Source organism: Pseudonocardia lutea, assembly GCF_042658055.1.
GTDB lineage: Bacteria > Actinomycetota > Actinomycetes > Mycobacteriales > Pseudonocardiaceae > Pseudonocardia > Pseudonocardia lutea.
The window spans coordinates 43,137-67,250 of the sequence record NZ_JBHSQK010000067.1 but is presented as its reverse complement, the minus strand read 5'-3'; the positions used below and the strand labels follow the sequence as shown (position 1 = coordinate 67,250).

Here is a 24,114-nt window from a genome sequence, read left to right as displayed (position 1 = left end):
CCGCTCACGAGCTACACCACGCCATGGGGCGTCATCCTCCTGGTCAAGGCGACAACATGACAAGCCGACGTGCGCGCACGTGTTCTTGTCATGATGGCGTCTTCCCTGGTCACCTCTGCGTGGGGTTGTCGTCTTGCCGCCTTGGCCCGGTATCGAGCGTCCAGGTCCAGCCGGTCGCGGTTCGGTGGGTGGAGACGTGCGCGCGTTTGCGAGCGCGCTGCAGCAGGCGCTCGTTGAAGCCGTCCGCTTTGGCTGCCCGAAGGATCTCGCCAGCGCCCGCGGAGCCGGCGCGCTTCTCATCGCTGAGATAGCCGAGGAGCCATGTCACCGCCTCGGCGATGAGAGACCGGTCCTCGCCCTCCGGGCTGGCGGCGAGGAGCTCCTCCGCCCGTTGGGTCGTCTCGCCGTGCCAGTGCACCCGTGCGACCTGTGTGATGCCGTCCGGAGTCTCGACCGCCGCTGGGACGAGGCTGACCGCGAGTGATGGAGCGTCCCCCGGGGCGAGGTTCGCCTTCGTCGAGGAAATGACGAGTTGGTGTGTGTCCTCGTCACGGGCCACCGCCAGGACCGAGCGCGCCACCTGCGACCACGCAATCGAGCCCAGGATCAGCTTGCCGGTGTCCGCTGATTCCCTCTTCCCGAAGTGCACGATGCCCACGACACCCGCGCCCGTGTCAGCCGCCAGCTTGGAGATCGGCTCCAGTCCGCGCCGCATCTGGCGGTCGCGGTCACCGTCCAGAGTGCTGTCGATTACTGAGGTCGCCGCGTCGAGCACCACCAGGGCTGCTTTGAGGTCGTCGATCTCCTCTGCCAGCAATCGGGTGTCCTGGGGCAGGACCAGCGGGGTCTCGTCCTCGGTCGGCGACACAGCATCCAAGAAGACGACGCGCTCGAGGTCGGCGCCAGCGGCCACCAGCCGAGGGACGATCGTGCTGTCCCTCGCGTCCTCCGAGTTGACGTAGATGACGGGGCGGGGCTCGCCGAGGAACTCCCCGGCGAGCTCGCCTCTCGTGACCTGCGCGACCAGGTCCACTGCGACAGTCGACTTCCCGAGCCCCTCCCGGCCGGCCAACAGCGTCAGACCACCGAGCACGATCCGGTTCTGCCACAGCCATCGCAGCCGGCGCATGGTCACTTCAGAGGCCGGCGTCCGGCGGAGCCGACGACCTCGACCAGAGCGCCCACCGCCGGCGACCTCGTCGATGTACTCGTGCGCCCGGCCGACCAGGTCCTCGTCAACGTCGCCCGGCAGCGCGTAGGCAAGTTGGGACATCCTCGTCGCCGCCGCCACCAGTCCACGCCTCACCGCCTTCTCCGCGACGATCTCGGCGTAGTACGCCACGTTCGACGGCGTGGGGACGCTCCCCATGCAGTCGATCAAGTACGACGCGCCACCCAACTGGTACAGGCGATCTCCCAGGTGCGCAGCTAACGAGATCGCATCGACCGGACGTCCTGCGTCGCGCATCCTCAGCATCTCGCGGAAGAGCTCCGCGTGGGCCGGGCGGTAGAAGTCCTCCGGAGACACGAGCTCGGCCGCCTCGTCCAGCACAGCTGCGTGATGGAGCACTGCGCCGATCACCGCTCGTTCAGCGCCCAGATCAGCAGGTGGCAGCCGCTCCGGCGGAGGCGCATCCGCGAACCCAGCCGTCACCTGCCCGGCCCTGTTCGCCGTCGACGCAAGTGCTCACGCCACACCCTGCGCACCGCTTCCCCTAGCCGCCGGCTCGTCCGCACCCCGAGCCCTGTCGACCTCTCCGACGGCCTTGAGCAAGTCAGCCCGCCGGACACGATATGTCCGCCCCAGCCGCAGGACCGGCACCGGGAAGGTCCCCGCCCTCACCATCTCGTGCGTCTTCGTCCGGCCCAGCCCGAAGGCCCGACCAGCCGTCACCACGTCCACCACAACGGGCAGTCCACGAAGCTCAGTGATCGACATGCCCCGCGCGTCCTGTGTCGCCATCTCACGATCCCCTGATCCGAGAGTTACAGCTGTGTCACTCGATCAAGGTGACGTCCTGTGTCAGCACTTGTCAAGCCCTAGAGCCTCCGCGCTACTCTGTGTCGCGATGACACGAGAAGTCGAGTGGGAGAAGGAGCTTGTCCGGTGCATCGCCGACGAAGTGCGGCGCTACCGCAACAAGCGGCGCATGAGCGCACAGCAACTTGCTGATCGCTGCCGCGACCTCGGCTACGACATCCCCAGGTCCGTCCTCGCCAATCTGGAGTCATACCGCCGCAAGTCGGTCTCCCTTGCCGAGCTCCTGGTCCTCGCCGAGGCGCTCGAGGTCCCACCCGTCCTGCTCATCAGCCGCTTCGGCCAGGTTGACAGCGTGGAGATTCTTCCCGACCGAAATGTCCATCCGTGGCATGTCGTCGAGTGGATCTCCGGAGACGAGCCCCTACCCGGGTCCGAGCCCGAAACCCGTTCATCCTTCGGCCTGATCGGCGCCTACAAGCTTTTCCTCGAACACCTTGAGAGCTTCAACCGCGCCGTCGGCCGTTGGCAGCACACCAAGAAGCGGACGATCAAGCGCCGCAAAGAAGAGACCGTCGAGCAACACGTCCGAGACCTCGCCAACACAGAACGCGAGGTCTACCTACGCCAGGACGCCGTCCACAATGCAGAATGGTTTCTGAACAGCCGCGCCCTGCAAGCCGGCGCCATCCCAAGCGCGCTGACCTCCTACTTGCCCGACAGCGTTGATCGTTACGACATCCTCGAGGAGCAGGCGCCGAACAGCGTCTATCGGTACCAGGATCCCGAGGAGCCCGAGTGAACAGAGGAGCGATCTCGAAACGGTGCACCTGCACCGAAGTCATCGGCGGGCGGCGACGTCAGCTCGGTGCTCGGTGCCCGAAGCTCAAGCGCGCGGACGGTAGTTGGAACCCGCGGCACGGGCGGTGGGGCTTCACACTTACCGTTCCCGGCCGAGGCGGGAAGCCTCACCAACTGCGTCATTGGAAGTGGGATACCCGCCAGGAGGCAGAAGCCGCTCTCGATGCCGCCAGGACGCGCTATCGCAACGGGGCAGGCCGAATCGGGCTCCAGCTAGGCACCTATCTTACTGAGTGGATCGCAGCGAGGACCGACCTAGCAGATACATCTCACCGAAGTTATGCCGGCCACATTCGGAACCATCTCGCACCGCGGCTTGGGCATATCAAGCTCGATGATCTACGAGTCGCGCACATAGCCGAGGCCTTTGCTGAGATCCTGGTGAGCGACTCGACTCGTCAACGCGTTCGCGCAACGTTGCGGGCAGCTCTCAATGACGCAATGCGCGAGGGCCTGATTCCCTCCAATCCGGCCGCCTTGGTTCGGCTTCCGAGCGGGAAACGCCCGAAGGCGCTCATCTGGACCGAGGAGCGCGTCTCTCGCTGGTCTGCTGCGTGCGCCGCGCTCGCCGCCTGCGACCTTGACGATCCTGACCGAGAACGACTCGAGGAAGCGTGCCAACCGCCCTCGCCGGTGATGGTCTGGACGCCAACACAGCTGGGCACCTTCCTCGACCACGCCCACCACGACCGCCTCTACGCCCTCTGGCACCTCGTCGCGCACCGCGGCCTCCGCCGTGGTGAGGCGTGCGGTGTCGCTTGGGAGGACGTGGACCTGTCGGCGGGCCTCATGGCGATCCGACGGCAGCTTGTCCAGAACGGGTGGGCCGTGATCGAGAGCAGACCGAAGTCGGAGGCCGGCAACAGGTTCATCGCCCTCGACGCCGGCACGGTGGCCGCGCTGCAGGCGCACAAGGAGCAGCAAGACCGAGAGCGGGCCGCCTGGGGCGAGGCCTATCAGGAAACCGGCCGCATCTTCACCAAGGAGAACGGCGAGGCGCTGCACCCGGCCTCGGTCACGGCGCGCTTCCATCAGCTCGCCGAGGAAATCGGCCTGCCGCCCGTGCGGCTACACGACCTCCGTCACGGCGCTGCCTCACTGATGCTTGCGGCGGGAGTGCCGATGAAGGTGGTCCAGGAGACCCTCGGGCACAGCTCGGTAACGCTCACCGCCGACACCTACACGTCGGTCTTCCACGACGTGGCAACGAGTGCGGCCGAGGCGGTCGCCGCGTTGATTCCACGGGCCCGAGCCGGATCCGCCACGCACAGACCACGCACACACTCGCCCGAAGGCGATCACCCTGGAGTACGCTCTCCCCAGGTAGAAGGGGGTGGGCCCCGTGAGGATCGAACTCACAACCCGCGGATTAAAAGTCCGCTGCTCTGCCGATTGAGCTAGAGGCCCCGGTCGAGGTGGGCGGTGCCCTCGTGCGACCGCGTCCGAGCCTACTGGACGCGCCGGCCCCGGCCGGGGGCGAAGTACGTCAGGCGCAGAGTGGCGAGGGACCGATCAGCGGGTGGTAGTCGACGACCACGCCGCCGGTCTCGAAGCGGGCCAGGTCCTCGGCGACCAGCGTCATCACGCCCGCGACGTGGCCCAGCGAGCCCCTGGCGTCGAACGGGTCGTGGCCGGCGTCCCAGGAGCGCGAGTCGAAGGTCGCGTAGCGGCCGCCGCAGTGCGCGTAGACGCTGAACTCGTACGACACCCCGAGGTCGGCCTCGTCGGTCCGGCCGGGCAGGACGGTTCGGAGGCCGGGCTGCTCGAACACCTGCGAGGGCACCGGGACCACCGTCCGGGAAGCCGCGGGTGCGGGGGCGCGGGGGAGGCCGTGCGGGCGGTCAGGACCGCCAGACCGAGGCCGACGGCCGCCAGGGGGAACGCCGTCACGGGCACATCACGCACCGTCGCCGACGAGCGGCGACGCGCACGTGGACAATGGGGTCCCGTGACACTGCTGGACACCCCCGAGAGCACCGCCCGCCCGGTGCTGCCCCCGCTGCGCATCGGCCGCCACGAGGTGGCGACGCCGGTCGTGCTGGCGCCGATGGCGGGCATCACGAACCCGGGGTTCCGGCGGTTGTGCCGCGAGCAGGGGGCGGGCTTCTACGTCTGCGAGATGATCACCTCGCGCGGGCTGGTGGAGAAGAACCCGCTGACCTTCCGGATGATCGCGTTCGACCCGGACGAGCAGCCGCGCTCCATGCAGCTCTACGGCGTGGACCCGGCGGCGATGGGCCAGGCCGTGCGGATGATCGTCGAGCGGGATCTCGCCGACCACGTCGACATGAACTTCGGCTGCCCGGTCCCGAAGGTGACGCGCCGGGGCGGCGGGGCCGCGCTGCCCTTCAAGCGGCGGCTGTTCGAGCGGATCGTGAAGGCGGCCGTCGACAACGCCGGCGACCGGCCCGTGACCGTCAAGATGCGGATCGGCATCGACGACGAGCACCACACCTACCTCGAGGCCGGCCGGATCGCGGCCGAGGCCGGGGTCGCGGCCGTCGCGCTGCACGCGCGGACCGCCGCCCAGCGCTACTCCGGGCACGCCGACTGGTCCGCGATCGCCCGACTGCGGGACCACCTGCCCGCCGGCCTGCCGGTGCTGGGCAACGGCGACATCTTCTCCGCCGACGACGCGCTGGCCATGGTCCGCGAGACCGGCTGCGACGGCGTGGTCGTCGGGCGCGGGTGCCTCGGCCGGCCGTGGCTGTTCGGCGACCTCGAGGCGGCCTTCGCCGGGCGCCCGCTGCCCACCCCGCCGAACCTGCGCCAGGTCGCGGCCACCCTGCGCCGGCACGCCGTGCTGCTGTGCGAGCACATGGGCGACCACAAGGGCATCCGGGACGTCCGCAAGCACATCGCCTGGTACCTCAAGGGTTTCGCGGTCGGCGGCGAGCTGCGGCGCAGCCTGGGCATGGTCGAGAGCATCGACCAGCTCGACGAGCTGCTCGCGCAGCTGGACCTCGACCAGGAGTTCCCGGCCGACGCCGACGGCCCGCGCGGGCGGCAGGGCTCGCCGGGCAGGGTCGTCCTGCCCGAGCACTGGCTCGACGACGCGGACGACCCCTCGGTGCCCTTCGGTGCGGAGCTGGAGCACTCCGGCGGGTGACGTCGGGACCGACGGCCCGTGGACGCCCGCTCGCTCGGTCGGGTGGAGTGGGACGCGAACGGGTAGGAACGTCCCGTCAGCCTCAAGAACCACACGCGTCACGACGACCATAGGGGCGTCAGGGGGTGATCGCGATGGACGCCAGGGCGACGGTGCACACGTTGGTGCACGACGTGCCGACGGCCGAGGACAGCCTCCCGGCGTCCCCGCGCAACCGCGCCGCCCTCCACACCGCGGCCGCCGAGCGTCTGGCCGCGGAGGGCGCCTGGGAGCAGGCCTACGGCCACCTGCACGCGGCGCTGCGGCTGCTGCACGGCGACGAGCCCCTGCCCGGCGCGCACGACGAGCTCGACCGCCTCCGCCGCGAGCACGCCGAGGCCCGCGAGCAGAGTCGGCGGGACAGCCTCACCTCCAGCTACAACCGCCGCTACCTCGACGAGCGGCTCGCCGCCCTGCTGGCCGACCTCGACGGCACGCCCTTCCGCACCACCGGGGTGTGCCTGGCGCTGGTCGACATCGACCACTTCAAGCTGGTCAACGACACCTACGGGCACCTCTTCGGCGACCGCGTCCTGCAACGGATGGTGACCGAGCTGCACGCCGCGCTGCCCGAGGCCGGCTTCTGCGCACGGTACGGCGGCGAGGAGTTCGCGCTCGTCCTCCCCGGCCGCGACCTGGCCCAGGCGGTGGAGATCAGCGAGCAGGCGCGGGACCGGATCGCCCGGCACGACTGGTCGGACCTGCACCCCGACCTGCGCATCACGGTGAGCATCGGGGTGGCGCACGCCGCGGGCCGGATCGCCGAGGTCGAACGCCTGATCGGCGAGGCGGACATGCTGCTGTACACGGCCAAGGAGGCGGGGCGCAACGCCGTCGCCTACCGCACCGCGCGTGGTGGGCGGGTGCGCCTCGCGGGCGCCGCCGGCGCGCGCCGGTCCATTCCGCAGCCGGCTCGCACGACCGGCTGACCCTCCGCCGGTCGGAGCATTGCCGCTCCGTAAACTCGACGGCGGGGCGGACACGACCGGTGACGGTCTCTCCGCCCTTCCCGCTGTCGGTGGGCCGGAGGTGACGTGCAGGACGAGGACGACCGGCGGTCGCGGGGTTCCCGCGCGGGCCGGCGCGCCCGGGGGGACGGGCCTCCCCCGGCCGACGACGTCCTCGCCCGGCTCGGCATCCGCGCCCCCGCGCAACCCGAGCCCGGCCCGCGGGTGGAGCAGGGCGACGAGCGCCGGGCCCCCACAGGGCCCGGCGGCTACGACTCCCCCTCCACGAACGGCCGCGCACCGACCCGCGGCGACGCCGCCGCGAACCGGGCACCGTCCCGGCCCCAGAACCCCGGAGCCGGCGGACCGGGAGCGCCGTCCGCCCGGAACCGCGGCGACCGGCGCCCGGGCGGCCCGAACCCGCTCGGGCCCGGCGAGGCGCACGGTGGCCCCGCCCGCCGAGCCGAGGGGTACGAGGTCGCGCCGACCACCGCGATCCCCACGAACGGCGTCGGCCGGCCGGCCCCGCCACCGATCCGCCCGTCCGATCCCTCGACGGGCACAGTCGGCTTCCCGGCCGGCGCTCCGGCGACCTGGATGCCGACCGGTGCCGGACCGGCCGGCGGGCACGGCGGACCTCGACCGGGCTCGGCACCGCCGCCGGGACCGACAGCTCCTGCCCGGCGCCCTCCCGCACAGGGGCCGACGTCGAACGAGCCCGGCACCGCGCAACCGCCGCGCCACGACACCGCCCCCCGCGTCCGGGGTACGGGCTCCGACGGCCTCGCCGGAGCCTCCGCTCCCTCTTCGTACGAACGATCGGGCGGGCACAGCGGGCCGTCGGGTCCCCCGCCGCGCGAGGCCCGGCCGAACGGCCGGCCCGCCGACCCGCCGCGCCGGGCCGGCTCCTCGCGGGACGAGCCGTCGACCGCCTCCCCCACAACCCGTCTCCGCGCGCGGCCGGGCTCGCCGGACACCCCGAACCGCCCCCCGCGCGCGCCCCGCGGCGACGACACCGCGCTCGTCCCGCCCGTCGAGGACGGGGGGTCCGGACACGACGCCGGGGACGACGCCCTCGCCGACCGCACGCGCGCGATCGACGCGAGCCTCACCCGGCTGACCGCCGCGCACGCCGGCGTCGACCTCGGCCGCGACGAGGGCGACGCTGAGGACCCCGACCTCGACGAGGCGGACGACCTCGACGAGGCCGCGGACGACGAGCCCTCCACCCGCCGCGCCGCCCTTCGGGCCGCCGCGACCACCGGGGCCGCCGCGCCGCCGCCACCCACCCGCCTCACGGTGGCCGGGCGGATCACCGCGGCCGCGCTCGCGGTCCTGACCTTCCTCGGCGTCGCGCTGAGCTGGGGCGCCACCCGCTGGATGGACTCCACCATCCGCACGGTCGCGGCGCTCGACCCCGAGTCCGGGGTGATCGACGCCGCCGGCCAGGCCGGGGACGACAACGTACTGGTCCTCGGCACCGCCTCCGGCAGCTCGGGCACCCCCGCAGGCCCGGGCGAGCGCACGGACACGCTGATGCTGGCGCACGTCGCGGCCGGCGGGAACCGGGTCGTCGGGGTCTCCTTCCCGATGGACCTGGAGATCAACCGCCCGCCCTGCCCGCGCTGGGACGCCGCGGCCGCGAACTACGTCGACGAGACCGTCCCCGCGGAGACGCGCACCGCGCTGTCCTCGGCCTACGCCGTGGGCGGCCCGCGGTGCCTCGTGCGCACCGTGCAGCAGCTGACCGGGATGTCCGTCACCCGCTTCGTCGCGCTGGACCTGCCCGGCATCGCCGGCATGGTCGACGCGATCGGCGGCGTCGACGTCTGCGTCGAGCAGCCCGTCGACGACCGCACGTTGGGCGCGGTCGTGCCGCGGGCCGGCACCTCCCGGCTCGACGGCGCGCAGGCCGTCCGGTTCGCCGAGGCGGCCGCGGTGGCGTCCGATCCCTCCCCGGCCCTGGGCCAGCTGCAGCGCCAGCAGCGGCTGCTCGCCGCGACCTTCCGGGACGCGCTGTCCGTCCCGACCCTGCTCTCCCCCACCACGACCCGGGACTTCGCCGCCGCGCTGGGCCGCAGCATGCTGGCCGACGAGGTCGGCGTGCACGAGATGGTCAGGCTGACCTCGGCGCTCGCCCGGCCGAGCGCCGACGGTGTGACCTTCCTGCCGCTGCCCGTGTCACCCGTGCCGAACACGCGCGGCAACGTCGAGCTGCGCGACACCGAGTCCTCCCGGCTCTTCTCCGCGCTGCGCAAGGGCCAGCCGCTGCCCACCACCACGACCCCGGTGGCCTCCGCGGCGGGCCCGAAGCCCGGCGACGTCACGGTCGGCGTGGTCAACGCCGCCGACCGGGACGGGCTCGGCCGGCAGGTGGGCGACTCGCTGCGCGCGCTCGGGTTCGGCGTGGGCGAGGTCGGCAACGCCGCACAGCCCTCGGCGGAGACGGTGCTGCGGTTCTCCCCCGACCGGGCGGCCGCCGCGGAGCTGCTCGGCGAGGTCGTCCCCGGCGCCCGGCTCGTCCAGGACCCGGGCAGCACCGGCACCCTGCAGCTCGTGCTCGGCAGCGCGTTCGACGGCACCATCCGGGCCCCGGTCACGGAGGCCGCGGCCCCCGCCGCGCAGGCCGCCCCGACCGCGTCCTGCGGCTGAGCGCGGCCCCGAGCGTTCATCGCCGGTTCACGTCCTGCTGCTGTGCGCCGGATCGCACCCCTTTACCCTCGGACCATGCGCGACGCCTACACCGAACAGCTCGACGAGCTCGCCGAGGCCCTCGCGGGGATGTGCGAGGACGTCGCGCAGGCGATGGAGAAGGCGACCCGTGCACTCCTCGACGCGGACCTGCGGCTCGCCGAGCAGGTGATCGACGAGGACATCCGGATCGACGAGATCCGGCACTCCGCCGAGGAGAAGGCGTTCGCCCTGCTGGTCCTGCAGGCCCCCGTCGCCACGGACCTGCGGATCGTCGTCTCGGCCATCCACGGCGCCGGGGACATCGAGCGGATGGGCGACCTGGCGTTGCACGTGGCGCAGGCCGCCCGGCGGCGGCACCCGCAGCCGGTGCTGCCGAGCGAGATCGCCCCGTACTTCGCCGAGATGGGCCGCGTCGGCGTCGCGCTGGCCAGCAAAGCCGGCGCGGTCATCCGCAGCCGTGACCTGGCGGCGGCCGCCGAGCTCGAGTCGGACGACGACGCGATGGACGACCTGCACAAGCACATGTTCACGGTGCTGATGGACCGCAACTGGAACCACGGCGTCGAGGCGGCGGTCGACGTCACGCTGCTCGCCCGGTTCTACGAGCGCTACGCCGACCACGCGGTCGCCGTCGCGCGCCGGATCGTCTACGTCGTCACCGGGCAGATGCCGGGGCCGCTCGCCGTCTGATCGTCGCCCCGCGTTTGAGGCTCCGCGTGATCGGCTACACAGGTGCATGTCGGACCACGTGTACCGCATCACCGAGATCGTCGGCACCTCCCCCGAGAGCGTCGAAGCCGCCATTCGCAACGGCGTGAGCCGTGCCCACGAGACCCTCCGCGGACTGGACTGGTTCGAGGTCACGGAGATCCGCGGGAACCTGCAGGACGGGGCCGTGGACTACTTCCAGGTCGGACTGAAGGTGGGTTTCCGCCTCGACGCATAGGACCGTCAGGCGTTCACCGACCGTTCACCCGCAGCCCGCCGTGTCCGTCCCTGCAGGCTTCCTAGGCTGGCCCGGTGGCACGGCAGACCCTGGACGGCAACACCGCGCAGCTGCAGACGCTGCTCGGGGAGATGGGCGACGCCGTCGTGGTCGCCTTCCGGGCGGCCTGCGCCGCGCTGCTCGACCGGCACCCGCGCCTGGCCGAGCGGGTGATCGAGGGCGACCCGGCGATCGACGACCTGCGTGCGCGCGTCGAGCGGCTCGCCACCGAGACGATCACGATCTTCGCGCCGGTGGGACCGGACATGCGGGTCGTCGTGGCCGCCATCCAGTCCGCGCACGAGCTGGAGCGGGTGGGCGACCTGGCGAAGCACATCGCCGAGGCCGCGCACCGGCGCGACCCGGACCCCTGCGTGCCCGAGGTCGCCCGGGACCTCCTGGTGGAGCTCAGCGGTCAGGTCGCCGCCATGCTGGCCAAGTCCGTGACGGTGCTGCGCACCCGCAACGTCATCCTCGCGCTCGAGCTCGAGTCCGACGACGACCGGGTGGACGCGCTGCACCGCGACCTGTTCACCCTGATGTTCGGGGAGCGCTGGACCTGCGGCATCCCCGCGGCCGTGGACCTGACCCTGCTCGCCCGCTTCTACGAGCGCATCGCCGACCACGCCGTGTCCCTGGCCGAGCGCACCGTCTACATGGTGACCGGCCGGCACCCCGAGGCGCTGCAGCTGTAGCGGAACCCCGAGAACGTCGGACGCCGGCGGTGCCGCGCACCACCGGCGTCCGTTTCGCAGGTCCCGGGTCCGGTCAGCCGAACCGGCCGGAGACGTAGTCCTCGGTCGCCTTCTGCTTCGGCTGCGAGAAGATGGTCTTGGTCTCGTCCATCTCGACGAGGTGGCCCGGCTTGCCGGTGCCCTCGATGTTGAAGAAGCCCGTGAAGTCGCTGACCCGCGCCGCCTGCTGCATGTTGTGGGTCACGATGACGATCGTGTAGTCCGTCTTCAGCTCGTTGATCAGGTCCTCGATCGCGAGCGTGGAGATCGGGTCGAGCGCCGAGCAGGGCTCGTCCATGAGCAGCACGTCGGGCTGCACCGCGATCGCGCGGGCGATGCAGAGCCGCTGCTGCTGGCCGCCGGAGAGACCGGAGCCGGGCTTGTCGAGGCGGTCCTTCACCTCGTTCCACAGGTTGGCGCCCCGCAGGGAGCGCTCGACGAGCTCGTCGGTGGCCTTCTTACCCGCCCGCTTGTTGTTCAGCCGCTGCCCGGCGATGACGTTCTCGTAGATCGACATCGTCGGGAACGGGTTCGGACGCTGGAAGACCATGCCGATCTGCCGTCGCACGCCCACCGGGTCGACGCCGCTGCCGTAGAGGTCGCGGCCGTCGAGCTCGAGACGGCCCTCCACGCGGGCCCCCGGAATGACCTCGTGCATGCGGTTGATCGAGCGCAGGAAGGTCGACTTGCCGCAGCCCGACGGTCCGATCAGGGCCGTGACGGTCTTCGGCTTGATCTCCATGTCCACGCCCTCGACGGCGAGGAAGGAGCCGTAGTAGATGTTCAGGTTCTTGGCGGTGACGGCTTTGCTCACGACGATTCCTCGCCTTTATCGGGTCTTGGGGGCGAACAGCTTGGCGACGAGGCGCGCCAGCAGGTTGAGGACCAGCACGATGACGATCAGCACCAGGGCCGAGGTCCATGCGCGGTCGACGAAGGGCTCGCGCGGGACGCCCGGGGCCGCGTAGGAGTTGTACGCGAACACCGGCAGCGTGGTCATGCGGCCGCTGAACGGGTTGAGGTTCACGCCCGTGGTGAGGCCGGCGATGATCAGCAGCGGGGCGGTCTCACCGATGACCCGGGCGATCGCGAGGGTGACGCCCGACGCGATGCCGGCGATCGACGTCGGGATGACGACCTTGACGATCGTGCGCCATTTCGGGGTCCCGAGCGCGTACGCGGCCTCCCGCAGCTCGTTCGGGACGATCTTGAGCATCTCCTCGGTCGAGCGCACGACCACCGGGATCATCAGGATCGACAGGGCCACCGCACCGCCGAAGCCGAAGCGGATGCCCGGGCCGGCGAACAGTGCGAAGAAGGCGAAGGCGAAGAGGCCGGCGACGATCGACGGGATGCCGGTCATGACGTCGACGAAGAACGTGATGGCCCGCGCGAGCCGGCCCTTGCCGTACTCGACCAGGTAGACCGCGGTGAGGATGCCGACCGGGATGGACATCAGGGCCGCGAGCGCGGTGATGATCAGCGTGCCCGTGATGGCGTGGTAGCCACCGCCGCCGGCACCGACGACGCCGCGCATCGAGTTGGTGAAGAAGGCGGCGTCGAAGCGGGCGAGGCCGTTCTCGATGACCGTGACGACCACCGAGATCAGCGGGACGAGGGCGATCAGGAAGGCCACGCTCACGACGATCGTCACGACACGGTCCGTGGCCTTGCGGCCGCCCTCCACGAACCGCGAGACGGCGTAGGTGGCCACGGCGTGGAGGAGCGCGCCCAGGACCAGGGTGAGGCCGACGCCGAAGGTGCCGGTGGCGGCGAGGAGCGCGCCGACCACGACGAGCGAGGCGACGAGGATCCCCCACGGCGCCCAGCGCGGCAGCTCCCCGCGCACGAGCGGCACAGGGGCGACGGCCTGCTCGGCCAGCTCGCCGTCGCTCCGGGCGCGGTCGGTGTCGGTGCGGGTGTCGCTGGTCATCAGTTCGCCCCCGAGAACTCGCGCCGCCGGTTGACGATCCAGCGCGCGATGGAGTTGACGAGCAGGGTGATCACGAAGAGCACGAGCCCCGAGGCGATGAGCGTGTTCACCGCGACCCCCGTGGAGTCGGGGAACTGGAGGGCGATGTTCGCCGCGATCGACGACGGGTTGCTCGAGCTGATCAGGTTGAAGGTGACGATGCCCGAGCCGGACAGGATGATCGCGACCGCCATCGTCTCGCCGAGCGCGCGGCCGAGGCCGAGCATGGCGCCGGAGATGATGCCGGAGCGGCCGAAGGGCAGCACCGCCATCCTGATCATCTCCCACCGGGTGGCGCCCAGCGCGAGGGCGGCCTCCTCGTGCAGCTTCGGCGTCTGGAGGAAGACCTCCCGGGAGACCGCGGTGATGATCGGCAGGATCATCACCGCCAGCGTGACGCCGACGACGAGCATCGTGCGCCCGGTCGCCGACACCGGACCGGCGAACAGCGGGATCCAGCCGAGGTAGTCCTGCAGCCAGGTCATGAAGGGCAGCGAGGCCGGCGCGAGGACCGCGACCCCCCACAGGCCGTAGACGATGCTGGGCACCGCGGCGAGCAGGTCGACCACGTAGCCGAGGCCCTGGGCCAGCCGACGCGGTGCGTAGTGCGTGATGAACAGCGCGACGCACACCGCGAGCGGGGTCGCGATCAGCAGCGCGATCACCGCGGAGAGCAGCGTGCCGAAGACGAGCGGACCGATGTAGGCGGCCAGGCTGCGACCGCCGGGCAGCTCCTCGGGCGAGGCGGTGATCGCCGGGATCGCCTGGAGGACCAGGAACGCCGCCACGCCGGCGAGCACGATCAGGATCAGGACGCCGGCACCCGTGGCGGACCCGGCGAAGATCCTGTCGCCGAGCTGACGGACCGCTTTCGGGGACGGGGTCGCCGTCGTCGGGGTCGTGGTTGGGGCGCTCACGGCGTCCTCTCTGCGAACGGGGTGGCTGGCACCGGGCGGGGCCGGGCGGTCGGTCGGTCGGACCGTCCGGCCCCGCCGGCGTCAGGTGAGCATCAGGCGATCGCGCCGACCGCCGCCGAGATCTGCTGGCGGACCGCGTCGGTCAGCGGGGCCGAGCCGGCCGCCTGCTGCGCCGCCTGCTGGCCCTCCGGGCTGATCACGTAGCCGAGGTAGGCCTTGACCAGCGCGGACTTCTGGGCGTCCGGGTACTTGCTGCAGGCGATCGCGTACGACACGAGCGAGATCGGGTACGAGGCCGGGTCGGCCACGGTGCGGTTGAGCTTGTAGGCGAAGGCGTACTGGCCGCCGTCCGACACGCGCTCGGACGACTCGAGCAGCTTGGCCGCCCCGTCCGCGGTCGGGCCCACGTACTGGTCGCCGACCTTGATCTTCGCCTGGCCGAGGCCTTGAGCCTGGCTCTCGTCGGCGTAGCCGATCGTGCCCTGGCCGGCCTTGACCGCACCGACCACGCCGGAGGTGCCCTGCGCGGCCTCGCCTCCCTGGACCGGCCAGCTGTCGCTGACGTCGTAGGGCCAGTCGGCGCCGGCCGCGGCCTTCAGGTAGTCGGTGAAGTTCTGGGTGGTGCCGGACTTGTCCGAGCGGTTCACCGGCGCGATCGCGGTCGCCGGCAGGGTCACGCCCGGGTTGTCCGCGGCGACGGCCGGGTCGTTCCAGGTGGTGATCTTCTTGTCGAAGATCTTCGCCAGCGTCGACGGCGAGAGCTGCAGGTCGTCGACGCCCGGCAGGTTGTAGACGACGGCGATCGGCGAGACGTACACGGGCAGCTCGACGACGTCCCCGCCGCAGCGCTGCTGCGCCTTGGCCAGCTCGTCGCCCTTGATGTAGGCGTCGCTGCCCGCCCAGTCCACGCCGCCGGCGACGAACTGGGTGCGCCCGGCACCGGAGCCGCTCGGGTCGTAGTTGACGGTGGCGTCGGGGTTGCTGCCGGTGAAGCCCGCGACCCAGGCCTGGGTGGCGGCCTGCTGGGTGCTGGCGCCGGCGCCGGAGATCGTGCCCGACACGTTGGCCGACGGCGCAGCGGACGCGCCGCCGGAGGACGAGCCCTCGTTGGCGGCACCGCAGCCCGCGAGCACGATGGCTCCGCCGGCCACCAGACCGACCGCGGCGATCCGGCCGCGCTTCGGGCGCATGGTCTTCACTGCTGGTTTCCTCCGTGGATCGGGCAGCCGGTCGGAACCGGCCGCACACGCGGCCCACACCGAGCCGCTCGGCGAGGAACGCTAAGTGCGCCCGGTGGACGCTCGACCCACTACGGATGAACGACGGATGAACACGTAACCCGAACGGCGCGGGCTTCATCCCCTGCCCGACAGGACGTGACCGGCCCGTGACCTGCAGCGTGACGCGCCACACGGACCGGTGACCGCGGGCTCGCGCCGCCTCACGAGGAGTACATGACGTCCGAGGTGTGGACGGCGAAGCCGAGCTTCTCGTAGACGCGCACGGCGGGCGCGTTGTCCGCCTCGACGTAGAGCAGCACGGTGTCGAGACCGCGGCCGGCGAGGTGGTGCAGCCCGGCCAGGGTGAGCAGCCGGCCCAGCCCGCGGCCGTGCGCCGCCGGGTCGACGCCGAGCACGTAGACCTCGCCCATCGAGGGCTCGGTCGCCGTCGGCGGGTGCACCTTCGTCCAGTGGTAGCCGAGCAGCCTGCCGGCCGGGTCGTCCGCGTCGACCGCCAGCAGGAAGCCCTCGGGATCGAACCAGTCCTCGGCCTCGCGCTCGCGGACCTGCTCGACCGCCCAGCCGCCCTGCTCGGGGTGCCAGTCGAAGGCGGCGTTGTTCACGCGCAGGAACTCGGCCTCGTCCTCGCCCACGACGAAGGGCCGGATGGTGACGCCCTCGGGCACGGTCAGTGCCGGCAGCGCGCCGGCCTCGGGGGTGCGGCGCATCTGCCACAGCACCCGGGCGCGGGTGAGGCCGCGGGACGCGGCGAGGGCGGCGGCGGCCGGGAGGTCGCCGTGGGCCCAGACGTCGAGCTTCGGGGCGCGGGCGGTCAGCTCGGCCAGCAGGGCGGTGCCGAGACCGCGGCGGCGGTGGTCGGGGTGGACGGCCAGCTCCGCGGAGGTGCCGTCGAGCTGCGCGTACCCGGCGACGGTCCCCGCGGCCTCGGTCAGCAGGTGCGCGACGCCCTCACGAGCACCGCCGCGGAGGTTGAGGAGGAACTGCTCGGAGAGGGGCTCCCGCCCGTCGGCCCGCTCGGCGGCCTCGGCCAGGGCACGGACGCCGGCCGTGGTGGCGGGGTCGATCTCGGACAGGACCCGGACGGCGCTCACCGGGACGACCCTACCCGCGGGCCGTCCCGGTGCGCCGTGCTCCTCGGATCGGGGGCGGGCCCGTCAGCGCATCGGGTGCAGACCCCGCAGGGCTGCTCGGTCGCCGTCGTCGTCCGTGTCGGTGTCGCTCTCCTCCGGCAGGCCGCCGGCCGGCACGCCCAGCCCCGCGCGCCCGGGTCGGACGAACTTGTAGCCGACGTTGCGCACGGTGCCGATCATCTGCTCGTGCTCGGGGCCGAGCTTCGCCCGCAGCCGCCGGACGTGCACGTCGACCGTGCGGGTGCCGCCGAAGAAGTCGTAGCCCCAGACCTCCTGCAGCAGCTGGGCGCGGGTGAACACCCGGCCCGCGTGCTGCGCGAGGTACTTGAGCAGCTCGAACTCCTTGTACGTCAGCTCCAGCAGGCGCCCGCGCAGCCGCGCCGCGTAGGTCGCCTCGTCGATCACCAGCTCGCCCAGGACCAGGGCGCCGCCCGCGCTCGCGGAGTCCGCGCCGGGGCGGGACTTGAGCAGCCGCAGCCGCGCGTCGACCTCCGCGGGGCCCGCGGACGGCAGCAGGATCTCGTCGACCACCCACTCACCGGAGACGGCCACGAGTCCGCCTTCGTTGAGCACGGCGATGACGGGGACGTCCGTGCCGGTGCTGCCGAGCAGCCGGCAGAGGCTCCGGGCCGCGACCAGGTCGGACCGTGCGTCGACGAGGACGGCGTCGTGCGGGCCGGCGTCGAGCAGCGCGGCCACCTCGGGCGCGGCGGTCCGCACGCCGTGCGGGAGCAGGGTCAGCGCGGGGAGCACCGATCCGGGATCGGTGTCCGCTGTCAGCAGTAGCAGTTCCACCGCTGCCTCCTCTCCACCGGAGGATCCACGGCGGGCGCCACGCCCGGCGTCCGTCGTTCTGGTCACGGTGGGCGACGCCGACCTACCGTTCCGCACCGCGCGACCCGGCGGGTCCGTCACGCGGATCGGTCAAGACTAGCCGCCCGGTCGCCGCGGGCACGAGGTCCCGCGAGCCAGCTCACCCCGATCGACGAGCCCGTGCGCTGCGCAAACGCCGCCGGGTGACCGGCCCGGTCACCCGGAGCCCGATACTGTTTCCCGCGCGTTACGTACCTGTCAGAGCACGGTTACCGGTCGTCGGATACGGGCCCGGCGAACGGGCCGGCGACCGGGGTCCCTATGTTGGCTCGCGCGCGTCGTGCGAGCCGGAGGTCGAGAGTGAAACGCCTGATCGTCGCGGTGCTGGTGCTCGCCGGGGTACTGGTCGCCGCCGACTACGCCGCTGCCGCGGCGGCGGAGTCGGTCGTGTCCCGCCAGCTGCGGGAGCGCCTCGGCCTGGCCGACGACCCCTCGGTGCGGATCAACGGCTTCCCCTTCCTCACCCAGGCCGTCGGCGGCGAGTACCGCTCGGTCGAGGTCCGGGCGGACCGCCTCGAGGTCGGCGACCTGCACAACGTCCAGCTGCGCGCGGAGCTGCGGGATGTCGAGGCCCCGCTCTCCGGCCTGCTCGGCTCCGGCACGCCCGGTCTGCGCGTGACGGACGCCGAGGGCGCGGTCCGCGTCGGCGCCGACGACCTGCACCGCATGCTCCCCGGCGTCGAACGGTTCAGCGTCGGCAACGTCGACGCCAACGCCATCGCCGACGTCGTGGACGAGGGGGGCGACCCCACGATGCGCCAGCTCGACCCGGAGTCCGTGGCGCGGCTCGCCGGCACCGTGACGATCGCCGGCAAGGAGTACCAGCCGGTCGTGCTCGCCGAGCTGCAGGTGGCCGACGGGGTCATGCGGGTCGTGCCGCGCGACGTCCGCGGCAGCGACGGGGACCCGCTGCCCGAGCCCGTCACCCAGCTCGTGCGGCAGGCCTTCGCCCTGCGCATCGACCCGGGCGGGCTGCCCTTCGGCGTGGTGCCCACGAAGCTCCAGGCGCGCGACGGGACGTTGGAGATCTCCGGCGAGGCCCACGACGTCGTCGTCGGGTCGCTGCCCGGATCGGGTGTCGCGGGCTGAGCCGGGAACAGCGCCGCGACCGGCCGGGTTGGCCCAGGACGTGAGCGGCACCGGACTCGTGGTCCTGATCGGCGCGCTGGTCGTGGCGACCGCGCTGGGGCTGGTGCTGCGGGCCCGCAACGGCCGCGTGCGGACCCTGCCCGGCACCGGCTCCCCGGACGGCTGGGCGCTCACCGGGTCCGCACCCGGGGACGGCGAGCGGGTGCTCCTGCTGCAGCTCTCGTCGCCGGTCTGCATCCCCTGCCGGCAGACGGCGGGTGTGCTCGGCGAGCTGGCGGCGGGCGAACCCGGCCTGCGCCACGTCGAGATCGACGTCGCCGAGCGGCCCGAGGTCGCCCGGGCGCTGTCGGTGATGCGCACGCCCACCACGATCGGCTTCGACCGCACGGGCCGGGAGCTGCTGCGGGTGTCCGGCGTGCCCCGCCGGGCCGAGCTGGTGGCCGCCCTCGCCCCCGAGCTGCGGGGACGTCCGGCGTGACGGGCGTCCATCTTCCGGGACGCCGCTCCCCCCGACCGGACCTTTCGGTTACCCTCGCTGCCGTGAACTGGCCGCTGACCCGACGCCGCGCAGTCGACCTGTGCCGCGTCGCCGGCTGCCTGTGTCGGGCCTCCTGATCCTCGACCGCACCCGTCGAACCACCTCAGGAGTTCCCCCATGTCCGCACCGGACGGGTCCGGCGCGCCCACGCGCTCGGCCGACCCGCCCCTGGACCCGCGCGGCGTGCGGTTCGCCGCCGGACTGACCTGCGTCGTCCTGGCGCTGGTCCTGCTCGGCGGCAGCGGCTGGCTCGCCGCCGCACAGGCGCTGGTGTTCGCGCTCGGCGCGTTCGCCGGCATGCGGTTCGCGCCCTACGGGGTGCTGTACCGGAGGGCGGTGGCCCCTCGCCTGGGCCCGCCCGCCGAGCGCGAGGAGGCGGCGCCGGTCCGCTTCTCGCAGACCGTCGGCTTCGTCTGCACCGCGGTCGGCGCGCTCGGCTACCTCACCGGGCTGACCGTGCTCGGGCTCGTCGCCACGGCGATCGCGCTGGTGGCGGCGTTCCTCAACGCGGCCTTCGGCTTCTGCCTGGGCTGCGAGCTGTACGGCCTGCTCGCCCGGGCGCGCACCGCACGCGCCTGATCCCGAACGTTCACCACCGATACCGACACACAGGAGTGACATCAGCATGAGCCGCGAGGACGTCCTGGTCGACGCCGACTGGGCGGAGAAGAACCTGGGCACCGAGGGCGTCGTGTTCCTCGAGGTCGACGAGGACACCACCGCCTACGACGGCGGCCACCTCCCGGGTGCCGTCAAGATCAACTGGACCACCGAGCTGCAGGACCCGGTCCGCCGCGACATCGTCTCGCAGGAGCAGTTCGCCGAGCTGCTGTCGAGCAAGGGCGTCTCGAACGACGACCTGGTGATCCTCTACGGCGGCAACAACAACTGGTTCGCCGCCTACGCGTACTGGGAGTTCAAGCTCTACGGGCACGAGAACGTCAAGCTGCTCGACGGCGGCCGCAAGAAGTGGGAGCTCGACGGGCGCACCCTGACCACGGACATCCCCGAGCGCCCCGCCACCACCTACACCGCCAAGCCGGCCGACAGCTCGATCCGCGCCCTGCGCGACGAGGTCGTCGAGGCGATCGGGACCAAGAACCTGGTCGACGTCCGCTCGCCCGACGAGTTCTCCGGCAAGATCCTCGCGCCGGCGCACCTGCCGCAGGAGCAGTCGCAGCGGCCGGGGCACATCCCGTCGGCCATCAACATCCCGTGGTCGAAGGCGGCCAACGAGGACGGCACCTTCAAGTCGGACGAGGAGCTCACCACCCTCTACGGCGAGGCGGGCTTCGACGCCGGCAAGGCGACCATCGCCTACTGCCGCATCGGCGAGCGCTCCAGTCACACCTGGTTCGTGCTGCGCGAGCTGCTGGGGCACTCGGACGTGAAGAACTACGACGGCAGCTGGACCGAGTACGGCTCGCTCATCGGCGTGCCGATCGAGCTGGGGAGCAAGTGACACATGTGTGGAGCACCTGACCAGGCGGCGCTGCTGCCCGCCGGTACGGACCTGACCAAGGAGACCGTCCTGGCCGGTCGCGTCGTGTCCGGCGGCCAGCCGGTCGGCGGCGCGTTCGTGCGGCTGCTCGACGGCACCGGCGAGTTCACGGCCGAGGTCGTGTCGTCGGCGTCGGGCGACTTCCGCTTCTTCGCGGCGCCGGGCACCTGGACCGTCCGGGCGCTGTCCCGCAGCGGCAACGGCGAGGCCACGCTCTCGCCGGAGGCGCCGGGCCTGCACCGCACGGAGATCGCCGTCGCCTGACGGACGAGTACGCCCGCACCGCCCCGGTCGCCCTCGAGGTGGCCGGGGCGGTGTGCTGTCCGGCCCTCCGCGGGTCGCGGTCAGACCGTCGGGGCTGCAGGGGCGAGGCGTGCCGCCGTCACGTGCGCGACGACGACCGCGACGATCACCAGCGGCATCACCGCGATTCCGTCGCTGCCGAGCAGCAGCGTCGCCAGCAGCACCGAGGTGAGCGGCAGCCGCAGCATCACCACGGCCATCGCGCCGATACCGATCGCCACCCCGGCCACGAGCGGCAGCCCGGGCAGGTGCGAGAGCAGCAGACCGCCCGCGCCCCCGATGAAGAGCGCGGGGAAGATCGGGCCGCCGCGGAAGCTCGCCAGACACAACGCGTAACCCAACGCCTTGGCGACGAGTACGACGGCCAACGCGGTGGGCGCCCACCCGGCCTGGCCGGCCAACAGCCGTCCCAGACCGTCCTGCCCCGAGAACAGCACGAACGACACGTCGTGCCCGCCCAGCACCGCCGCCAGCACCGCCAGCCCGGCCACGACCACGCCGATCACCGGGCCGGCCACCACGATCCGCGGCTCGACGTGCTGCCGCACCACGGCCGTCAGCCGGTGGATCGCGGTGCCCACCAGCGCGGCGAGCAGGCCCGCCAGCACCGCCCACCCGAACTGGACGACGTCGGTCCGGCCGAAGGGCGGAAGACCGGGGAGGGTCAGCGAGGCCGTCCCGAGACCGGTGAGCGAGTCCAGCCCGAGGAAGATCAGCGAGCCGACGCCGGCCGCGAGCAGGCCGGGCAGCAGGATCACACCCAGCGCCGCGCCCGCGGCCAGCGACGCCTCCATCAGCAGGAACGCGCCGAGGATCGGCGAACCCAGCAGGGCGCTGATCGCCGCGAAGCTCCCGGTCGCGGCGAGCACCGCGGCCGTGCGGCCGTCGGCGCCGCGGCGGGCCGCGTACAGGGCCAGCACGCCGAGGCCGCCGCCCAGGGCGATCAGGGGCGCCTCCGGCCCCAGCACCACCCCGAGACCCAGCCCGATCAGCGCGGCGAGCAGGATCCCCGGCAGCTCACGCGGGATCGGCGTCGTACCGGTGTGGAAGCCGTCCGCGGGCGAGTGGCCGCCGTGCCCCGGCAGGTGACGGATGACGAGCCCGACGCCCAGACCCGCGACGGCGAGGACCGGGAACGGCCACCACACGGGCGCCGCGGCGAAGCCCAGGGCACGCGGCAGGTCGGTGTAGACCCAGCCCTGGAGCCCGGCGACCAGCTGCAGGAAGAAGTACGCGGCCGCCGAGATCGGCGCGCCGACGACCGCCGCGAGGAGGAGCAGCCGGGTGTAGCCGGACGAGCGGAGGACGGCCTCGGGTGAGGGGGTTGCCGCCGTCGCCCTGCCCGTTCCCGGGGTGCCCGTTGCCGCGGTCGCGCCCGTTCCCGGGGTGCCCGTTCCCGCGGTCGCGCCCGTTCCCGCGGTCCCGCCCGTCCTCGCGACCTCGTCCGCCTGGGCCATCACCGCTCTCCCGTCGTCGCGCCGGTCGTCCACCCTCGCGTCCGGGCGCCCGGGCGGCACCGCCCGGAGCGGGTGACTCAGCCGCCCCTGCCGCCCGACGACGCGTCGGCCCGGTCACGGGGCCTGGTCCGTACGGAGCCACGCCGCCCTCACCCGGGTCGGGCGAACGGGGGCTCGGCGGGACTATGCTCGCCCGCCGTGCACTGGTTCTTCACCGTGCTGCTGATCGCGGCGAGCGCCGGCACGGTCGCCTTCACCGGCTTCCTGCTGCGGCGCCTCTTCACGACCGCGCCCGACGCCGCCGCCGCGCTCGCGGCCCGGCCGACCGAGGAAGTCCCGGAGGAGCCCTCCGCATGACCCAGCCCGACGGCAACGACGTCCCCACCACGATCACCGGCCCCGTCAACGCCGCGCCGGACTCGCCGCAGCGCAACCGGCCGCAGTGGGAGGACCTGCCGGTCCCGGACGACACCGCCAACCTCCGGCAGGGCCCCGACCTGCACGAGCAGTGCCTCGGCCTGCTCCCGCTGATCGGCGTGTGGCGCGGCACCGGCGAGGTCGTCTACCCCACGATCGACGGGCCCTTCCACTTCGGCCAGCAGCTCGTGTTCGCGCACGACGGCCGCCCCTTCGTCGCCTACGAGGCCCGGGCGTGGCTGCTCGACGAGGACGGGAAGGTCATCCGGCCCGCCGCGCGCGAGACCGGCTTCTGGCGCCCGCAGCCCGACGGCTCGCTCGAGGTCCTCATCGCCCACGCCACCGGGATCATCGAGGCCTGGTTCGGCGACAAGGGCGACCTGCGCTCCTGGCAGATCGAGACGGACGCGGTGGTGCGGACCCCGTCGGCCAAGGACGTCGTCGCGGCCAAGCGGCTCTACGGCCTGGTGAACCAGGGCGATCTCGCCTACGTCGACGAGCGGGCGATGGAGGGGCAGCCGATGCAGCCGCACATGTCGGCGCTGCTGCATCGCGTGGCGGGCTGAGGCCCGCTCCCTCGTCCCGGTCCGTCGAGCCCTGCTCCGCCGGTTCCCGTGATCGTTCCGAGGGTGACGACGTCGCCGGGGCCTACGACGCTGCGGTCACCCTCGTCGCGATCACGCGGCGCATGATCGTTGCGAGGGTGACCGGAGCGCAGTCGCCGCAGCGGTCCTGTGCCGCGCGCAGCGAGCGTGATGGACCGCTCGCGGGCGGGACTCAGCGGCGGCGGGTCGGGTCCAGCATCCGGTCGACCTCGGCGCGGTCGAGGCCCGCGAGCTTCGCGACCTGGTCGGGGGCGAGGCCCGCGGCGGCCAGCCGGCGGACGACGGCGCCGAGCTCGTCGCGCCGGGTGCGCATCTCCTCGGCGAGCCTGCTCAGCTCCTCCTGCTGGCTCTGCAGCTCGACCGTCGCACCGACCGCGCGGACCGGGTCGTCGAGGAGCACGGCGAGGAGCCGGTCGCGGGCGTCGCCGCGGCGGGGATCGACGACGCCGTTCGGGCTCTGCGCCACCCGGGCCCGGGCCGCGAGCGCCTGCTGGACCGCCGTCGCCACGGTGCGGCTCGACCCGGCCTCCTCCGGCCCGGGCCGCTCGGTCCCCGCCTCCTCGCTCTCGATCTGCCCGGGGGCGGTGCGGTCGAGACCGGCCTCCTCGGGTCCGGCGCTCGCCTGCTCGGCGCTCGGCTGCCCGGCGCTCGCCTGCTCGGCGCCCTCACCTGGCCCGTCGCCGGCGTCCGCCGGGTCGGCCGCTCGGGTCGGCTCGGCGGCGGC

General features: G+C 72.8%; 25 protein-coding genes, 1 tRNA gene and 1 pseudogene. 16 read left to right on the top strand and 11 right to left on the bottom strand.

What is annotated here, in order from left to right; genetic code table 11:
* Positions 1 to 109: 109 nt before the first annotated feature.
* Positions 110 to 1,654, bottom strand: a complete 1,545-nt coding sequence (locus tag ACFQH9_RS23770; RefSeq protein WP_379569093.1) for an AAA family ATPase — start codon at positions 1,652 to 1,654, stop codon at positions 110 to 112.
* 415 nt (positions 1,655 to 2,069) lie between these two features.
* Here ACFQH9_RS23770 and ACFQH9_RS23765 point away from each other — a divergent pair, with 415 nt between their 5' ends.
* Positions 2,070 to 2,780 carry a helix-turn-helix domain-containing protein gene (locus ACFQH9_RS23765; protein ID WP_379569091.1) on the top strand — a complete coding sequence of 237 codons (711 nt, stop codon included), beginning with the start codon at positions 2,070 to 2,072 and terminating at the stop codon, positions 2,778 to 2,780.
* Positions 2,777 to 3,970, top strand: a pseudogene (locus tag ACFQH9_RS23760) (tyrosine-type recombinase/integrase); the annotation flags it as partial. The gene ACFQH9_RS23765 and the pseudogene ACFQH9_RS23760, both read left to right, overlap by 4 nt.
* A 203-nt stretch (positions 3,971 to 4,173) precedes the next feature.
* Here the strand turns inward: ACFQH9_RS23760 and ACFQH9_RS23755 are convergent.
* Both ACFQH9_RS23755 and ACFQH9_RS23750 read right to left on the bottom strand, forming a co-directional pair.
* Positions 4,174 to 4,246 (bottom strand) — tRNA-Lys (locus tag ACFQH9_RS23755).
* A gap of 79 nt (positions 4,247 to 4,325) precedes the next feature.
* The gene (locus tag ACFQH9_RS23750) at positions 4,326 to 4,622 is read right to left on the bottom strand and encodes a hypothetical protein (protein ID WP_379569089.1); all 297 of its coding nucleotides are present in this window, start codon (positions 4,620 to 4,622) and stop codon (positions 4,326 to 4,328) included.
* A 165-nt stretch (positions 4,623 to 4,787) separates the two neighbouring features.
* On the opposite strand from ACFQH9_RS23750, the gene dusB reads away from it, so the two are divergent.
* The 6 genes from dusB (at position 4,788) to phoU (ACFQH9_RS23720) (ending at position 11,308) form a co-directional block, all read left to right on the top strand.
* Positions 4,788 to 5,948 (top strand): tRNA dihydrouridine synthase DusB, encoded by a 1,161-nt coding sequence (dusB, locus tag ACFQH9_RS23745; protein WP_379569087.1) that lies wholly within the window; start codon positions 4,788 to 4,790, stop codon positions 5,946 to 5,948.
* Between the two features lie 134 nt (positions 5,949 to 6,082).
* The gene (locus ACFQH9_RS23740; RefSeq protein ID WP_379569085.1) at positions 6,083 to 6,916 is read left to right on the top strand and encodes a GGDEF domain-containing protein; all 834 of its coding nucleotides are present in this window, start codon (positions 6,083 to 6,085) and stop codon (positions 6,914 to 6,916) included.
* 105 nt (positions 6,917 to 7,021) lie between these two features.
* The gene (locus ACFQH9_RS23735) at positions 7,022 to 9,586 is read left to right on the top strand and encodes an LCP family glycopolymer transferase (RefSeq protein WP_379569083.1); all 2,565 of its coding nucleotides are present in this window, start codon (positions 7,022 to 7,024) and stop codon (positions 9,584 to 9,586) included.
* A gap of 75 nt (positions 9,587 to 9,661) precedes the next feature.
* On the top strand, positions 9,662 to 10,318 hold the full coding sequence (gene phoU / locus ACFQH9_RS23730; RefSeq protein WP_379569081.1) for a phosphate signaling complex protein PhoU: 657 nt from the start codon (positions 9,662 to 9,664) through the stop codon (positions 10,316 to 10,318).
* 46 nt (positions 10,319 to 10,364) lie between these two features.
* Positions 10,365 to 10,574, top strand: coding sequence for a dodecin (locus ACFQH9_RS23725; RefSeq protein ID WP_379569079.1), 210 nt, complete (start codon positions 10,365 to 10,367; stop codon positions 10,572 to 10,574).
* Between the two features lie 74 nt (positions 10,575 to 10,648).
* Positions 10,649 to 11,308 (top strand): phosphate signaling complex protein PhoU, encoded by a 660-nt coding sequence (gene phoU / locus ACFQH9_RS23720; RefSeq protein WP_379569077.1) that lies wholly within the window; start codon positions 10,649 to 10,651, stop codon positions 11,306 to 11,308.
* A gap of 73 nt (positions 11,309 to 11,381) precedes the next feature.
* Here the strand turns inward: phoU (ACFQH9_RS23720) and pstB are convergent, their stop codons facing one another.
* The 6 genes from pstB to ACFQH9_RS23690 all read right to left on the bottom strand — a co-directional run bounded on the left by pstB (position 11,382) and on the right by ACFQH9_RS23690 (position 17,402).
* Positions 11,382 to 12,161 carry a phosphate ABC transporter ATP-binding protein PstB gene (gene pstB, locus ACFQH9_RS23715; RefSeq protein ID WP_379569075.1) on the bottom strand — a complete coding sequence of 260 codons (780 nt, stop codon included), beginning with the start codon at positions 12,159 to 12,161 and terminating at the stop codon, positions 11,382 to 11,384.
* A 15-nt stretch (positions 12,162 to 12,176) separates the two neighbouring features.
* Complete coding sequence (gene pstA, locus ACFQH9_RS23710; protein WP_379569072.1) at positions 12,177 to 13,280, bottom strand: phosphate ABC transporter permease PstA; 1,104 nt, start codon at positions 13,278 to 13,280, stop codon at positions 12,177 to 12,179.
* Positions 13,280 to 14,236, bottom strand: coding sequence for a phosphate ABC transporter permease subunit PstC (gene pstC, locus ACFQH9_RS23705; protein ID WP_379569070.1), 957 nt, complete (start codon positions 14,234 to 14,236; stop codon positions 13,280 to 13,282). Before pstC ends, pstA begins: the two co-directional genes overlap by 1 nt.
* Positions 14,237 to 14,328: 92 nt before the next feature.
* Positions 14,329 to 15,426, bottom strand: a complete 1,098-nt coding sequence (gene pstS, locus ACFQH9_RS23700) for a phosphate ABC transporter substrate-binding protein PstS (protein ID WP_379569103.1) — start codon at positions 15,424 to 15,426, stop codon at positions 14,329 to 14,331.
* A gap of 251 nt (positions 15,427 to 15,677) precedes the next feature.
* Positions 15,678 to 16,568 (bottom strand): mycothiol synthase, encoded by an 891-nt coding sequence (gene mshD / locus ACFQH9_RS23695; protein WP_379569068.1) that lies wholly within the window; start codon positions 16,566 to 16,568, stop codon positions 15,678 to 15,680.
* A 63-nt stretch (positions 16,569 to 16,631) separates the two neighbouring features.
* A complete protein-coding gene (locus ACFQH9_RS23690; RefSeq protein ID WP_379569066.1) occupies positions 16,632 to 17,402 on the bottom strand; it encodes a winged helix-turn-helix transcriptional regulator in 771 nt (256 codons plus the stop codon).
* Between the two features lie 378 nt (positions 17,403 to 17,780).
* On the opposite strand from ACFQH9_RS23690, the gene ACFQH9_RS23685 reads away from it, so the two are divergent.
* The 6 genes from ACFQH9_RS23685 to ACFQH9_RS23660 are packed head-to-tail and all read left to right on the top strand — an operon-like array spanning position 17,781 to position 20,872.
* Positions 17,781 to 18,569 (top strand): LmeA family phospholipid-binding protein, encoded by a 789-nt coding sequence (locus ACFQH9_RS23685; RefSeq protein WP_379569064.1) that lies wholly within the window; start codon positions 17,781 to 17,783, stop codon positions 18,567 to 18,569.
* A gap of 40 nt (positions 18,570 to 18,609) precedes the next feature.
* Entirely contained in the window at positions 18,610 to 19,047 is a 438-nt protein-coding gene (locus ACFQH9_RS23680; protein WP_379569062.1) for a thioredoxin family protein, read from the top strand.
* A complete protein-coding gene (locus ACFQH9_RS23675) occupies positions 19,044 to 19,184 on the top strand; it encodes a putative leader peptide (protein WP_379569060.1) in 141 nt (46 codons plus the stop codon). The genes ACFQH9_RS23680 and ACFQH9_RS23675 overlap by 4 nt, the downstream gene beginning before the upstream one ends.
* A 40-nt stretch (positions 19,185 to 19,224) precedes the next feature.
* Positions 19,225 to 19,686, top strand: a complete 462-nt coding sequence (locus ACFQH9_RS23670) for a DUF4395 domain-containing protein (protein WP_379569058.1) — start codon at positions 19,225 to 19,227, stop codon at positions 19,684 to 19,686.
* A gap of 46 nt (positions 19,687 to 19,732) precedes the next feature.
* Positions 19,733 to 20,569 carry a sulfurtransferase gene (locus ACFQH9_RS23665; protein ID WP_379569056.1) on the top strand — a complete coding sequence of 279 codons (837 nt, stop codon included), beginning with the start codon at positions 19,733 to 19,735 and terminating at the stop codon, positions 20,567 to 20,569.
* Positions 20,570 to 20,572: 3 nt separating this feature from the next.
* The gene (locus tag ACFQH9_RS23660; protein WP_379569054.1) at positions 20,573 to 20,872 is read left to right on the top strand and encodes a DUF1416 domain-containing protein; all 300 of its coding nucleotides are present in this window, start codon (positions 20,573 to 20,575) and stop codon (positions 20,870 to 20,872) included.
* 80 nt (positions 20,873 to 20,952) lie between these two features.
* Here ACFQH9_RS23660 and ACFQH9_RS23655 read toward each other — a convergent pair whose 3' ends face one another.
* Entirely contained in the window at positions 20,953 to 22,368 is a 1,416-nt protein-coding gene (locus tag ACFQH9_RS23655; protein WP_379569052.1) for a chloride channel protein, read from the bottom strand.
* A 198-nt stretch (positions 22,369 to 22,566) separates the two neighbouring features.
* Between ACFQH9_RS23655 and ACFQH9_RS23650 the strand changes: the two genes are divergently transcribed.
* Together ACFQH9_RS23650 and ACFQH9_RS23645 are read left to right on the top strand one after the other, a co-directional pair.
* A complete protein-coding gene (locus tag ACFQH9_RS23650) occupies positions 22,567 to 22,725 on the top strand; it encodes a hypothetical protein (RefSeq protein ID WP_156067801.1) in 159 nt (52 codons plus the stop codon).
* A complete protein-coding gene (locus tag ACFQH9_RS23645; protein WP_379569050.1) occupies positions 22,722 to 23,351 on the top strand; it encodes a heme-binding beta-barrel domain-containing protein in 630 nt (209 codons plus the stop codon). Before ACFQH9_RS23650 ends, ACFQH9_RS23645 begins: the two co-directional genes overlap by 4 nt.
* A gap of 211 nt (positions 23,352 to 23,562) precedes the next feature.
* Here the strand turns inward: ACFQH9_RS23645 and ACFQH9_RS23640 are convergent.
* The coding region (locus ACFQH9_RS23640; protein ID WP_379569048.1) for a hypothetical protein at positions 23,563 to 24,114 on the bottom strand (552 nt) is incomplete at its 5' end.

Excerpts from the sequence above, each read along its gene's own strand:
- ACFQH9_RS23645 (WP_379569050.1), top strand. The coding sequence starts at position 22,722 with ATGACCCAGCCCGACGGCAACGACGTCCCCACCACGATCACCGGCCCC.
- ACFQH9_RS23655 (WP_379569052.1), bottom strand. The coding sequence starts at position 22,368 with ATGGCCCAGGCGGACGAGGTCGCGAGGACGGGCGGGACCGCGGGAACG.
- ACFQH9_RS23725 (WP_379569079.1), top strand. The coding sequence starts at position 10,365 with ATGTCGGACCACGTGTACCGCATCACCGAGATCGTCGGCACCTCCCCC.
- ACFQH9_RS23660 (WP_379569054.1), top strand. The coding sequence starts at position 20,573 with ATGTGTGGAGCACCTGACCAGGCGGCGCTGCTGCCCGCCGGTACGGAC.
- ACFQH9_RS23765 (WP_379569091.1), top strand. The coding sequence starts at position 2,070 with ATGACACGAGAAGTCGAGTGGGAGAAGGAGCTTGTCCGGTGCATCGCC.
- ACFQH9_RS23670 (WP_379569058.1), top strand. The coding sequence starts at position 19,225 with ATGTCCGCACCGGACGGGTCCGGCGCGCCCACGCGCTCGGCCGACCCG.
- pstS (WP_379569103.1), bottom strand. The coding sequence starts at position 15,426 with ATGCGCCCGAAGCGCGGCCGGATCGCCGCGGTCGGTCTGGTGGCCGGC.
- ACFQH9_RS23740 (WP_379569085.1), top strand. The coding sequence starts at position 6,083 with ATGGACGCCAGGGCGACGGTGCACACGTTGGTGCACGACGTGCCGACG.
- ACFQH9_RS23665 (WP_379569056.1), top strand. The coding sequence starts at position 19,733 with ATGAGCCGCGAGGACGTCCTGGTCGACGCCGACTGGGCGGAGAAGAAC.
- phoU (WP_379569081.1), top strand. The coding sequence starts at position 9,662 with ATGCGCGACGCCTACACCGAACAGCTCGACGAGCTCGCCGAGGCCCTC.
- pstA (WP_379569072.1), bottom strand. The coding sequence starts at position 13,280 with ATGACCAGCGACACCCGCACCGACACCGACCGCGCCCGGAGCGACGGC.